Genomic DNA, 12,670 nt, shown 5'->3' on the forward strand with positions numbered 1-12,670 from the left:
CTGTAGTGCTTCACACCAGGCTTTGCTGATCCTGGTAGACCTGCCGTTCGACTTCATACCACCACGCCGTACCGCGCTGCGCCGCCTGCATATTGAACGCCTCGCCCATCCGCGGCGTGGTGATCGAGACATTGCGCTCCCAGGCCAGGGCCAGGATGCGGTCGAAGGGTTCGTACCAGGCATGCGTCGACAAATCGAAGGTGCCGTTGTGAATCGGCAGCAGCCAGCGCCCCTTGAGGTCGAGGTGGGCTTGCAGGGTTTGCTCAGGCTGCATGTGCACATGGGGCCAGTCGACGTTGTAGGCGCCGGTTTCCATGAGGGTCAGGTCGAAAGGGCCGTATTGTTCACCAATGCGTTTGAAGCCATCGAAGTAGCCGCTGTCGCCACTGAAAAAGATCCGCGTATCGCCATCGATCATCACCCACGAGGCCCAGAGGGTGCTGTTGCCGTCGAACAGGCCGCGACCGGAAAAGTGCTGCGAGGGGGTGGCGACGAACTGGATGCCCTCGACCTCGGTACCCTGCCACCAGTCCAGCTGGCGGATTTTGCTGGCGTCTATCCCCCACTTGATCAGGGTGTCACCCACGCCCAGCGGGGTCAGGAAGTACCTGGCCTTGTCGGCAAGCTTGAGCACCGCGTGATAGTCCAGGTGATCGTAGTGATCGTGGGACAGTATCACCGCTTCAATCGGCGGCAATTGCTCGAGGCTGATCGGCGGTTGGTGAAAACGCTTGGGGCCGGCCCATTGCACGGGGGAGGCGCGTTCGGCGAAGACCGGGTCGGTGATCCAGAATTTGTCCCGCAGCTTGAGCAATACCGTGGAATGACCGAGGCGATAGACGCTGTGGTTTGGCGCTGCCAGCAACGCCGCTTGCGTCAGGGGTTGCATCGGTACAGGCGCCGTCGGCCGGGTGTTGCGCGGTTTGTGGAACATCGCGTTCCAGAGGATGCGCAAGGTTTTGCCAAGGCTTAAACGCTGAATCGGCCTGTGGTTTTGAAACTGTCCTTGAGCCTGTCGGGAAGCTTCAGGTTGGGAGGCGCTGTTCGCCGCGGAAGTTGATTTGGCCATGGGGCAATGACTCCAGGAAAACCGCAGGCTTCACGGTTTTCCGTTTTTGGGACGATAAATGGCCGAGACACGCACGCATCAGCCGAGCACTCTAGTTTTACCGGGCAGGATTAACAAAACATTACACTGCACAGTGTAGTTTCAAGGTTGCATCAAAGCCGATCACAAGTAAACTACCGAGTGTAATTTTCCTTTCTTCCTGCCGAAGCGTATTTATGACAGCTCCACAGCGCCTCACCGACCGCAAACGCGAAGCCATCATTCAGGCGGCGATTGTCGAATTCCGTGCCAATGGATTCGACATCACCAGCATGGACAGGATTGCCGCCACCGCCGGTGTGTCCAAGCGCACGGTGTACAACCATTTCCCCAGCAAGGAAGAGTTGTTCGCTGAAATCCTCAATCAATTGTGGGTCCGGGTCACGGCGGAACAGGAAGTGCCTTACCGTCCCGACCTGCCCCTGCGTGACCAGATGCGTCATATGCTGACGGTAAAGCTTTCGGTACTGAGCGATGAAAATCTGCTCGATCTGGCGCGGGTGGCCATCGCCGCCACCATCCATTCTCCCGAGCGCGCGCAAAGCATGGTGACGCGTATGGGGGAGCGCGAAGAAAACCTCACTATATGGATTCGAGCCGCCCAGGCCGATGGACGCCTGAAAGCGGTCGCCCCGGAATTTGCCGCGCAACAGCTCCATGGCATGCTCAAATCCTTTGCCTTCTGGCCGCAGATTTCCCTGGGCTTGCCGGCTTTGTCGACCGAGATGCAAGGCACCGTGGTGGAATCGGCGCTGGACATGTTCCTGGCCTGCTATCAGGTGCAATAATTGACAATCTCGACAGCGGCGTCGAAGAACTGATCGCTTCAACGTGTACGGCGCAATGTGTTTCAGAATGAAACTCGTGCCGAGGCTATAGTGAGCCTCAGTCCCAGCGCCTGCAGAGAGCATCATGAATTCCACGAGCAACGAAACCACCGCCCCCGTCGATCACCTGCGTTTCCATCGCCGTCATGCCCACCTGGCGCCGACCTTCGGCAATGACAAATTCGCCCTGCGTGCCGAGGCCTTTGCGCGGTTCTTCGGTACACCGACCTTTCTCGGCGCACAAACACTGATCGTGGTGATCTGGGTGTGCCTGAACCTGTTCGGTGTCACCCACTTCGATGCCTACCCGTTCATCCTGCTCAACCTGGCGTTCAGCCTGCAATCGGCCTATGCCGCACCCCTGATCCTGTTGGCCCAGACCCGTCAGGCCGCGCGGGACAAAGCCCAATCCGATGCCGATGCGCAACACCGCGAAGCGCTGGCGATCGCCAACAGTGAGCGCCAGGCGGAAGCGGCGAAAAACACCGCGCAACTGCTGGCGCTGCTTGAGCAGAACACCCGCCTCACGGAAATGACCAAAGCCCTCACCGAGCGCATCGAAAACCTGACCACGGAAATGCATCAGCACTTCGTGCGCAAGGACCAACCTAAGGCCTGAACGGCCTAGGGTAACTTCAGCGCCCGCCCCAGCTCGTCAAACAGCGTCACCACCGAGCGCAAGGCTCGGCAATCCGGGCGGGTCAGCAGCCACAGCGCGGTGTCGTATCCGTGCAACGGCTCGCCCAGCGGCTGTAATCCATCACCGATCAGAAAGTCCGGCAACGCCGCCACGCCCAACCCCGCCCGCACCAGTTCGGTGACCGACAGCATGCTGTTGCAGCGATAAGCCGGCATCACCCCAGGCATTGCCTGACGTCGCCAGGCCACTGTCGGGTGATCGGGCAGGAAGTCGTCAGGGGCGATCCAGGTCAGTGACACCAGATCGGTCGCATCGACCCCTTGCAGATAACCGGCGCTGGCACACACTCGGTAGCCAATCCCTGCAAGGCGTCGCCCCACCAGATGCTCAGGTGGCGTACGGGTCAGGCGCAAGGCGATGTCGGCATCGCGGCGGCTGAGGTTGGCAAAGTCGTTGGACGTACTGAGTTCAAGGATCAACGCCGGATAGTTCGGCATGAACTGCGCCAGCGCCGGCAGCAGTAAGCCTTGCAGGACCGAATCGGTGCAGGTCAGGCGCACGGTGCCGCTGACCACTTCACCGCCCTGCTCCACACCGACCCTTGCGGCTTCCAATGCCTGTTCGGCGCGCTCGGCCTGTTCCGCCAGGGCCTGCGCCAGGCTCGTGGGCAGGTAACCGGCGCGGCTTTTTTCGAACAACGGCTGGCCCAGTGCGGCTTCCAGTCGACGCACGGCGCGAAACACCGTCGAGACATCCACTTTCATCAGCTGCGCGGCCCGGGCCAGAGAGCCGCCGCGCACCAATGCGAGCACCAGGGCCAGGTCTGGGTAGTCCAGTCGATAGTGCGTCGCTGCATTGATCACTTGGGATAACGCCAATATTGAGTGCGTGAACGCCAATCTATAGTGGCTGCCAGGAATCAACAAGCGCCGAGGTCACCCATGGAAAACCGCGTCATTCGCATCGCCCTGATCGGTGATCAAGACCCTCAAGTCACCGCCCACCAGGCCATCCCGGTGGCGCTCGGCATGGCCGCCGAACACAGCGGCCGAAACGTGCAAGGGCAGTGGCTGGCCACCGATAGCTTGCATGCCAACACGCCGCTCGCCGGGTTCGACGGTTTCTGGTGCGTGCCCGCCAGCCCGTATCGCAGCATGAACGGTGCCTTGCGGGCGATTCGCTTTGCCCGTGAACAGCGGCGACCTTTCCTCGGCACCTGCGGCGGGTTTCAACACGCGGTGCTGGAATATGCGCGCAACGTGCTCGGCTGGGCGGATGCCGAACATGGCGAGACGGCTCCCGATGCATCGCGGGCATTGCTCACGCCGCTGGCGTGTTCACTGGTTGAGGCTGTCGACATTATTCATTTGCGGGAAGGCTCGCTGATCGCCAGGGCATATGAAACCTGTGAAATTCGTGAGGGCTATCGCTGCCGCTACGGAGTGAATCCCGAGTTCGAACGGGAACTGCTCAAGCACGCGCTTCATGCCGTCGGCCATGATGCCGAACACGGTTTGCGCGCGGTCGAGCTCAGCGGTCATCCGTTCTATGTCGCCACGCTGTTCCAGCCGGAACGCGCTGCCCTCGAGGGTACCCTGCCACCGCTGGTGCGGGCCTTGATCGCAGCGTGCGTGGAGCGGCGGTCATGATTGCTGCGCCCTATTACGCAGTGATCTTCACTTCGCTACGAACCGATGGTGACCAGGGGTACGCCGAAGCGGCCGAACGGATGGTGGCGCTGGCGCGTGAGCAGCCGGGGTTCCTCGGTGTAGAGTCGGCGCGGGGCGATGATGGGCTGGGGATTACGGTGTCGTATTGGACCAGTGAGGCGGCGATCCTGGCGTGGAAGCAGCATCCCGAGCACCGGGCAATTAGTGAGCGCGGGCGATCGACCTGGTATGCGCAGTGTCATACCCGGGTTTGCCTTGTTGAGCGGGCTTATGAGTTCACCCCACCCCCTGCAGGAGCGGGCTTGCCAGCGATGACGGCCTGACAGCCAACTGGAATTTCGCGGCTGTACGCGATACCTGTGGGAGCGAGCTTGCTCGCGATGGAGGTCAACGATGACGCGGGAAGCCTGACATCCCACGGTGCTCTCAGGTTTTTCGCGAGCAAGCTCGCTCCTACAGGGGCCCGCCGCGCTGGACAGAACCGGAACGAAACCTCTCGATGGGACAAGAAGATCAAGATCAAAAGCCAAAGCAACAGCAACAGCAACAGCGAGAAAGCCCACTAACCCCGCACCAAACTCCTCACCGCCGAAATCTCCGGCACTTCCCGCCTGTTCATATACACCCGCAGCGGTTCAGTGATGTTTATTCGGTCGTCGATGTTCTGATCCAGCAACAACTGGATCAACTCGCGCTTGAGCGTCATGGTCTGCTCCGGGCCCGGCACCCAGACGAATTCGCTGGTAGGGATGATGCCGTCGTCAGCCACGTCCATGCCGAAGGCGTCCTCGCTGAAACGCACGATGTAGTGGCCAGTCTTGCGATTGAGGCCGACGAAACCCTGGAGTTGGTCGGCGGCCTGGCAGATGAGCTGGGAAGTGATGCGCATGGAAACCTCACAAGAAGTGATCGATGGTTTACACGCATGGCCAGCGAATGGTTTTCCCTCTGCCGGGGAAGTTGCCGGGACGAAGAATAATGCAGACAAGAACACAAAAACGCTGACCGACATCAGCTTTCAACACGTTTATGTCGGTCTCGCGATAGCGCTGGCAACGCTCAGTTGTTAAAAGAGACTCCTTGAAACCTGTCACGAAAGGATCTCGACCATGCCGGCCACCTTCACCCAAAGCGCCCTGCTCCTGAGTTTGCTGCTTGGCCTCGGCCAGGCCCAGGCCGCCAGCGAGCCCGGCCCCGCCGCGCTGGCCACCCGAATGGGCATTCCGCACCCGGCGGTGATCGCCCACCGTGGCGCATCTTTCGATGCACCGGAATCCACCGCCGCCGCCTACAAACTGGCCCGCGACCTCGGCGCCGATTACCTGGAGCTGGACCTGCAGCGCAGCAAGGATGGCGTGCTGTTCGCCCTGCACGACAATAACCTGCAACGCACCACCGACGTCGCCAGCAAATTCCCCGAGCGCAAGGACAGCCCGGCCAATGCCTTCACCATGGCCGAGCTGAAAACCCTGGATGCCGGCAGCTGGTTCAACGCGGCCTACCCGGATCGCGCGCGTCCTGCGTTTGCCGGCCTGAAAATCCTCACCCTCGATGAAATCATCGACATCGCCCAAGGCAATCCGCTGCACAAGCCCGGCCTGTACATCGAGACCAAGGAGCCCAAGCAGTTTCCGGGCATAGAACACGACCTCAAGGAAAAACTCCAGGATCGCGGCTGGCTGAGCCCCGCGGGGTCGAAACTGGCTAAAAGCGAGCTGTCCGTCGGCCAGGGCAAAGGCAAGGTGGTGCTGCAAACCTTCGAGAAAAGCAGCCTCGAATTGCTGCAAAAGGAAATGCCACAGGTGCCGAAGATTCTGTTGTTGTGGGTCGGTGAAGGCAACATCGAGCCAAAATCGACAGTGACCTTTGCTCAATCCGGCGACACGGACAAAGCCGCTTACTACGCCAAACAGCAACCCAAGGACAAAGCCGAGTTCCAGCGCTGGGTCGACTACGCCAAGGCCCAGGGCGCGATCGGTACCGGCCCGTCCGCCGCGCTGACCCAGGGTGGCGATCAGAGCTACGCCGACCTGGTACAACCGTGGATGAACCAGTACACCCACGATCAGGGGCTGCTGGTCCACGTCTACACCATCGATGAAGCGGTGGATTACCAGAAGGTCATGGCGGCAGGCGTCGACGGTATCTTCACCAACCGCGCCAGCGAGCTTCTGAAGTTCTATAAGCGCCCGGCGGCGGCGAGTGTGGCGCAGGTGATACGCAATAACGGCTATTGATCTTTCGATTCAAGGGAATTTAAGTCTGAATTAAGTTGCCACAGTTATTCTGATCCCACTTAAACAGCTCATCCAAGGAAAGAAGCTTATGAAAACCCTGACTGCCCTGTTCGCCGCTGCAACCCTGACCCTCACCGCTGGCCTGGCCCAGGCTGATGTTCCCGTCGACCAGATCCCTCAGTTGGTCAAGGACGGCAAGATCAAGCCACTGGAGGAACTGAACCAGATCGTGCTGAAGCTGCACCCGGGTGCCACGATTACCGACAGTGACCTGGACAACCACTTCAATAGCTACGAGTACGAAGTGGAACTGCGCGACGCCAGCAACGTTGAATGGGACGTGGACGTGAACGCCGCCACCGGCGAAGTCCTGAAGAACAAGAAAGACGACTGATGCACCCGAAAAAAAGCCGCACGATGCTCCCCATCGTGCGGCTTTTTTGCGTTTGGGTGACCGATCAGGCCGAGGTCACAAATCCGTCATCGAGCCTTGCGATGATGCGGCTCACGTGAACCTGTAAAACACGCGACAGGCGCCCCCCATGCGAGCCCTCATGAACCACAGCATCGATCACAGCCATCGCGATCCGGATCTGTTCGGCCTGCTTTACGGTTTCAGTTTTCGCCCCGGTGAGCGCGGCCAGGAAATCGATTCGGCCAGGGCCTTGCAGTACCTGCAACACCCGCAGGACGCCGAGCAATTTCTCTGGCTGCACCTGAACCTCGCCCATGCCGCGTGCGAGCGCTGGATGAAGAGCCACCTGGAACTGCCCGACGAGTTTTTCGAAGCCTTGCATGAAGGTTCACGATCGACGCGCATCGAACATGTCGATTCGGCGTTGCTGGCGGTGGTCAACGACGTGGTGTTCAACCTCAGCAGCATGACCTCCTCCGATGTCTCGACCCTGTGGGTCTGTGCCCGCAGTCGACTGATCATCAGCGCGCGCCTGCAACCGCTGCATTCGGTGGACAAGCTGCGCTCATCGGTCAAGGCCGGTGAATGCTTCCGCTCGCCGCTGGAGTTGCTGGTGCATCTGCTGCGCGACCAGGGCGAAGTGCTGACCCAGATCGTGCGCAAGACCAGCCTGAGCGTGGATCAGATCGAAGATGAACTGCTGTCCTCGCGCCTGTCGACCAACCGCGCGGAACTGGGGGCCAATCGCCGGGTGCTGGTGCGCCTGCAACGCCTGCTGGCGCTGGAGCCGGGGTCGTTGCTGCGCCTGCTCAATCGCCCGCCACCCTGGCTGCAGAAGGAGGACGTCAAGGAACTGCGCAAGTCCACCGAGGAGTTTGCCTTGATCATCAACGACCTCACGGCGCTGGGGGAACGGATCAAGCTGTTGCAGGAGGAAATCGCCGCCAACCTCAACGAACAGAGCAACCGCACCCTGTTCACCCTGACGGTGGTGACGGTGCTGGCCCTGCCGATCAACATCATTGCCGGTTTCTTCGGCATGAACGTGGGTGGGGTGCCGCTGTCCCAGGACCCTGAAGGGTTCTGGATCCTGGTGGCGCTGGTGGCGACCTTTACCTTGATTGCGGGACGTTGGGCCTTTCGCAAGCGCCAGGATTATTAAGATCAAAAGATCGCAGCCCCTGTAGGAGCTGCCGCAGGCTGCGATCTTTCAAGAATCATACAAATCCAAACACTGACACAGGGCAGTCTCTCTGTAACATTTTGCAACGATCATCAACGACACTCCTTCCCTCCTCAGGAATGTCCGGCATGGCTACCCCCTCCTTTACCGCCGCCCCGGCGCCCGCCAGCAGCGCCAAACCGCAATTCGATAAAAAACCCGGTGTGCTCACCCTCGTGGTGTTTTTTGCAGTGCTGGGCATCGGGCTGCTGTTCACCGCCTACAGCCTGATGCACGACATGAACGAACTCGGCACGGAGGTGACCACCTGGACGCCATTCATCCTGCTGGGCGTGGCCTTGCTGATTGCCTTGGGCTTCGAGTTCGTCAACGGTTTCCACGACACCGCCAACGCCGTCGCCACCGTGATCTACACACACTCGCTGCCACCGAATTTCGCGGTGGTCTGGTCCGGGTTCTTCAACTTCCTCGGGGTGCTGCTGTCCAGTGGCGCGGTGGCGTTCGGCATCATCGCGCTGCTGCCGGTGGAGTTGATCCTGCAAGTCGGTTCATCCGCCGGTTTCGCGATGATCTTCGCCCTGCTGATCGCCGCGATCCTGTGGAACCTCGGCACCTGGTGGCTGGGCCTGCCGGCCTCGTCGTCGCACACCCTGATCGGCTCGATCATCGGTGTCGGCGTGGCCAATGCGCTGATGCACGGGCGTGACGGCACCAGCGGCGTGGACTGGGCGCAGGCGACCAAGGTGGGTTACGCCCTATTGCTCTCGCCGCTGGTCGGCTTCGGCTGCGCCGCGCTGTTGCTGTTGGCCCTGCGGGCCTTCGTCAAGAACCGCGCGCTGTACAAGGAGCCCAAGGGCAACACCCCGCCGCCATGGTGGATTCGCGGCATGTTGATCCTGACCTGCACCGGCGTGTCCTTCGCCCACGGTTCCAATGACGGTCAGAAAGGCATGGGGCTGATCATGCTGATCCTGGTCGGGACCTTGCCGATGGCCTATGCACTGAACCGCACCATGCCCGCGGACCAGGCGTTGCAGTTCGCCGCCGTGGCCCAAGTGACCCAGCAGGCGCTGGTCAAGAGTGCGCCGTTGCCGGCACCGGCCGATCCGCGACCGATCCTCTCCGATTACGTGCGCAGCAAGGAGGTCACGCCGCAACTGATCCCCGCCCTCGCGGCACTGGCCGGCAACATCGGTAATGAAGTGAAGGGCTATGGTTCGCTGTCCAAAGTCCCGGCCGAAGCCATGGGCAACGTGCGCAACGACATGTACCTGACCAGCGAAACCATCCGCCTGATGGACAAGAACAAGGTCGGTAACTTCGACGCCGATACCAACGGCAAACTGCAGCTGTTCAAGCAGCAGATCGACAACGCCACGCGCTTCATTCCGTTGTGGGTGAAGATCGCCGTAGCAATTGCGCTGGGCCTGGGCACCATGGTCGGCTGGAAGCGCATCGTGGTGACCGTGGGCGAGAAAATCGGCAAGACCCACCTGACCTACGCCCAAGGCGCCTCGGCGGAAACCGTGGCCATGCTGACCATTGGCGCCGCCGACATGTTCGGCTTGCCGGTCTCGACCACCCACGTGTTGTCGTCAGGGGTGGCCGGGACCATGGTCGCCAATGGCGGCGGCTTGCAGATGAAGACCATCCGCAACCTGTTGATGGCCTGGGTGCTGACCTTGCCGGCGGCGATAGTGTTGTCGGGCAGTTTGTACTGGTTGTTCACCCAGATTTTCTGAATAAAGCAGCCCTTGCAGGAGCCCGGCTTGCCGGCGAAGGCGTCCGAAAGACCAACGCCATGTTGGAGGACGCCTTCGCCGGCAAGCCGGGCTCCTACAGGTTACGCGTTACAGGTAGAGCGAATGACCAACCGCTCCCGCACCACGTCATACACCCAGTGGTAAACGTAGGTGTACGGCAGGAAAAACAGCAGCACGCCGATATCCAGCAGGAACGCTTGCCACAGACTGACTTTCAGCCACCACGCAATCAACGGTACGCCGAGGGCGACCAGCCCGCCCTCGAACAACAGCGCGTGCACCACGCGGACCCAGGCGTTGTGCGCAATGGCGAAATGCTTGAGCACGCGGTCGAACAGACCGTTGAAGACCACGTTCCACGCCAGGGCCAACACAGCAATGACCACTGTGACAGCGCCCATTTCCAGCATCGGTTTGTCCATGATCCAGGCCAGCAATGGCGTACAGATCAGGATGGCCAGCAGTTCGAAACCAATGGCCTGGAAAATACGTTCGGTAATGGATTTATTGGCGCTCATGGCCGGACTCCTTGAGTGACGATGGTTGCCATCATCCATCTTCTTACCGATACTTCATAACCAATAACCATCGATGAAGGCGATAGTTCATGGCATCCCAGGAAGTGTTGCAGGCGTTCGTCCAGGCCGCGACCCAAGGCTCGTTTTCCGCGGCGGCACGCAAATTGGGCCGTAGCCAGTCGACCATCAGCGCCGCCGTGGCCAGCCTGGAAATCGATCTGAACCTGACCCTGTTTGACCGCAGCAGCCGCAAGCCCAGCCTGACCCCCGCCGGGCACGTCGTACTGCAACGGGCCGAAGATATCCTGGCCGCCACCAGCCGGCTGGAGATGACCGCCAGCCAATTGTCCCAGGGCGTCGAGGCGAAGCTGACCGTGGCGCTTTCCGACACCTACCAGTCCGATCGTTTCGAAGTGGCACTCAGTGCCTTCGAGCAGCGTTATCCAGACCTGGAACTCGAATGCCTGATTGCCGAATGCGAGGACCTGGTGGCACTGGTGCAAAGCGGTCGGGCCCACGTCGCCTTCGCCGAAATGCAGGACAGCTACCCGCCTGACCTGGTCAGCTCGACCGTGGACGAACGCACGGAATTCGCCCTGTTCGTGTCGCGTAAACATCCACTGGCCAAGCAGAAAAATATTGACCAGGACACGCTGCAACAGCATCGCGAGCTGCGCCTGGCGACCATCGTCAATCCCTATGAAAGTCGCGCCAAGGGCCGGGTCTGGTCGGCACCGAGTTACCTGATGCTGCTGGAAATGGCCCAGGGCGGATTCGGCTGGGCGCCACTGCCACGCTGGTTGGTAGGGCGTTTTGGCGCGGGGACGTTGCAGGAGTTGGAGGTGCGCGGTTGGCCGAAAACGGTGTCGGTGGATGCCTTGTGGTCGCGCTTGCATCCGCCGGGGCCGGCGGGCAGCTGGTTGCTGGGCAAGATGCTGGAATAGGGGTGCGGCCACTGGCCTCTTTGCGAGCAAGCCCGCTCCCACAGTGATCACTGCTGTACACAAAAATTGTGGTCGACTCATTACCCTGTGGGAGCGGGCTTGCTCGCGAAGGGGCCAGCAAACATCACATCACTCCAACGCCCGCAACCGAGCCTCGATAAACCGCCGCTCCGGCGCCTGCTGCGTCAACTCCAGCGCCCGCTCATAGGCCGCCCGCGCCTGCTCCACCCTGCCCAACTGCCGACAAAACTCCGCCCGCGCCGAATGCGCCAAGTGGTAATCGAGCAAATCCCCCCGCGCCAGAATCGCCTCGACCAGCGTCAGCCCCGCCAACGGCCCATCGCGCCTGGATATCGCCGCCGCCCGGTTCAATTCGATCACCGGCGACGGCCACGCTCGCAGCAACACGTCATACAGCCCGACGATCTGCACCCAGTCGGTTTCCTCGATCGACGGCGCTTCGGCATGCACCGCGGCAATCGCCGCTTGCAGGCAATACGGGCCGAATCGCCGAGTACCCAATGCCCGTTCCACCAGCGCACAGCCTTCGGCGATCATCTGCGCGTCCCACAGCGAGCGGTCCTGGTCATCCAGCAAAATCAGGTCGCCGTCCGCGCAGGTCCTGGCCAGGCGTCGGGACTCGTGCAACAACATCAAAGCGAGCAAGCCCATGACCTCCGGCTCCGGCAGCAACTCCAGCAACAAACGCCCCAGGCGAATCGCTTCGCGGGTCAGGTCTTCGCGGGTCACTTGCGCGCCGCCGGACGCCGAATAGCCTTCGTTGAACACCAGGTAAATCACCCGCAGCACGCTGTCGAGGCGCTCGGGCAGTTCCGCCAGGGATGGCACCTGATAGGGGATTTTCGCATCACGGATTTTCGCCTTGGCGCGCACGATGCGCTGGGCGATGGTGGCGGGTGCCGAGAGAAAGGCCCGGGCGATTTCTTCCGTGGTCAGGTCGCAGACTTCACGCAGGGTCAACGGCACCTGGGCGTCTGCCGCCAGTGCCGGGTGACAACAGGTGAAGATCAGGCGCAGGCGATCGTCTTCCACGTCTTCGTCACTCCAGTCGGCCTGCTCCAGCGCCTCCAGCTGCGCCTGTAACAATGGCCGCGAAGCCTTGAACCGCGCGCGCCGGCGCAGCACATCAATGGCCTTGAAACGCCCGGTGGACACCAGCCAGGTACGCGGATTGTCCGGCACGCCGTCCTGCTGCCAACGTTCCACGGCAACGAAAAACGCTTCGTGCAAGGCCTCCTCGGCCAGGTCGAAATCGCCGAGCAGGCGAATCAGGGTCGCCAGGATCCGTCGCGACTCCTGGCGATAAACCTGCTCGACCCTGGCCTGTACCGGCAGCCCCGGCAT

At 61.2% G+C, this 12,670-nt stretch carries 15 protein-coding genes; 10 read left to right on the forward strand and 5 right to left on the reverse strand.

Going from position 1 to position 12,670, the window contains the following annotated elements:
* Positions 1-10: 10 nt before the first annotated feature.
* Positions 11-1,069, reverse strand: coding sequence for an MBL fold metallo-hydrolase (locus tag SOP95_RS12255; RefSeq protein ID WP_323607254.1), 1,059 nt, complete (start codon positions 1,067-1,069; stop codon positions 11-13).
* A gap of 215 nt (positions 1,070-1,284) precedes the next feature.
* Here SOP95_RS12255 and SOP95_RS12260 point away from each other — a divergent pair, with 215 nt between their 5' ends.
* Positions 1,285-1,896 carry a TetR/AcrR family transcriptional regulator gene (locus SOP95_RS12260; protein WP_323607256.1) on the forward strand — a complete coding sequence of 204 codons (612 nt, stop codon included), beginning with the start codon at positions 1,285-1,287 and terminating at the stop codon, positions 1,894-1,896.
* Positions 1,897-2,020: 124 nt separating this feature from the next.
* Positions 2,021-2,554: a DUF1003 domain-containing protein gene (locus tag SOP95_RS12265; protein ID WP_323607258.1), complete on the forward strand. Its 534-nt coding sequence runs from the start codon at positions 2,021-2,023 to the stop codon at positions 2,552-2,554.
* 5 nt (positions 2,555-2,559) lie between these two features.
* Here SOP95_RS12265 and SOP95_RS12270 read toward each other — a convergent pair whose 3' ends face one another.
* A complete protein-coding gene (locus tag SOP95_RS12270; RefSeq protein ID WP_323607259.1) occupies positions 2,560-3,501 on the reverse strand; it encodes a LysR family transcriptional regulator in 942 nt (313 codons plus the stop codon).
* Positions 3,502-3,516: 15 nt separating this feature from the next.
* On the opposite strand from SOP95_RS12270, the gene SOP95_RS12275 reads away from it, so the two are divergent.
* Both SOP95_RS12275 and SOP95_RS12280 read left to right on the forward strand, forming a co-directional pair.
* Complete coding sequence (locus SOP95_RS12275; protein WP_323607260.1) at positions 3,517-4,224, forward strand: CTP synthase C-terminal region-related (seleno)protein; 708 nt, start codon at positions 3,517-3,519, stop codon at positions 4,222-4,224.
* On the forward strand, positions 4,221-4,568 hold the full coding sequence (locus SOP95_RS12280; protein WP_323607261.1) for an antibiotic biosynthesis monooxygenase family protein: 348 nt from the start codon (positions 4,221-4,223) through the stop codon (positions 4,566-4,568). Before SOP95_RS12275 ends, SOP95_RS12280 begins: the two co-directional genes overlap by 4 nt.
* Positions 4,569-4,807: 239 nt before the next feature.
* Here the strand turns inward: SOP95_RS12280 and SOP95_RS12285 are convergent, their stop codons facing one another.
* Positions 4,808-5,134 (reverse strand): DUF2025 family protein, encoded by a 327-nt coding sequence (locus tag SOP95_RS12285; RefSeq protein ID WP_323607262.1) that lies wholly within the window; start codon positions 5,132-5,134, stop codon positions 4,808-4,810.
* On the opposite strand from SOP95_RS12285, the gene SOP95_RS12290 reads away from it, so the two are divergent.
* The 5 genes from SOP95_RS12290 to SOP95_RS12310 all read left to right on the forward strand — a co-directional run bounded on the left by SOP95_RS12290 (position 5,133) and on the right by SOP95_RS12310 (position 9,822).
* Positions 5,133-5,315 carry a hypothetical protein gene (locus tag SOP95_RS12290; protein WP_274073359.1) on the forward strand — a complete coding sequence of 61 codons (183 nt, stop codon included), beginning with the start codon at positions 5,133-5,135 and terminating at the stop codon, positions 5,313-5,315. The two genes, SOP95_RS12285 and SOP95_RS12290, sit on opposite strands and share 2 nt — an antisense overlap.
* Positions 5,316-5,354: 39 nt before the next feature.
* The gene (locus SOP95_RS12295) at positions 5,355-6,482 is read left to right on the forward strand and encodes a glycerophosphodiester phosphodiesterase (protein ID WP_323607263.1); all 1,128 of its coding nucleotides are present in this window, start codon (positions 5,355-5,357) and stop codon (positions 6,480-6,482) included.
* 88 nt (positions 6,483-6,570) lie between these two features.
* Positions 6,571-6,876, forward strand: a complete 306-nt coding sequence (locus tag SOP95_RS12300) for a PepSY domain-containing protein (protein ID WP_323607264.1) — start codon at positions 6,571-6,573, stop codon at positions 6,874-6,876.
* A 160-nt stretch (positions 6,877-7,036) separates the two neighbouring features.
* Complete coding sequence (locus SOP95_RS12305; protein ID WP_274073598.1) at positions 7,037-8,059, forward strand: transporter; 1,023 nt, start codon at positions 7,037-7,039, stop codon at positions 8,057-8,059.
* Between the two features lie 149 nt (positions 8,060-8,208).
* On the forward strand, positions 8,209-9,822 hold the full coding sequence (locus SOP95_RS12310) for an inorganic phosphate transporter (RefSeq protein WP_323607265.1): 1,614 nt from the start codon (positions 8,209-8,211) through the stop codon (positions 9,820-9,822).
* 101 nt (positions 9,823-9,923) lie between these two features.
* On the opposite strand, the gene SOP95_RS12315 is transcribed toward SOP95_RS12310, so the two are convergent.
* A complete protein-coding gene (locus tag SOP95_RS12315; RefSeq protein ID WP_323607266.1) occupies positions 9,924-10,361 on the reverse strand; it encodes a multidrug/biocide efflux PACE transporter in 438 nt (145 codons plus the stop codon).
* A gap of 89 nt (positions 10,362-10,450) precedes the next feature.
* Between SOP95_RS12315 and SOP95_RS12320 the strand changes: the two genes are divergently transcribed.
* Complete coding sequence (locus SOP95_RS12320; RefSeq protein WP_323607267.1) at positions 10,451-11,305, forward strand: LysR family transcriptional regulator; 855 nt, start codon at positions 10,451-10,453, stop codon at positions 11,303-11,305.
* Between the two features lie 129 nt (positions 11,306-11,434).
* Here the strand turns inward: SOP95_RS12320 and SOP95_RS12325 are convergent, their stop codons facing one another.
* Positions 11,435-12,670 (reverse strand): RNA polymerase sigma factor, encoded by a 1,236-nt coding sequence (locus SOP95_RS12325; protein ID WP_274073353.1) that lies wholly within the window; start codon positions 12,668-12,670, stop codon positions 11,435-11,437.

The organism is Pseudomonas sp. YuFO8 (assembly GCF_035065025.1).
In the GTDB taxonomy this organism is placed as follows: domain Bacteria; phylum Pseudomonadota; class Gammaproteobacteria; order Pseudomonadales; family Pseudomonadaceae; genus Aquipseudomonas; species Aquipseudomonas putida_AE.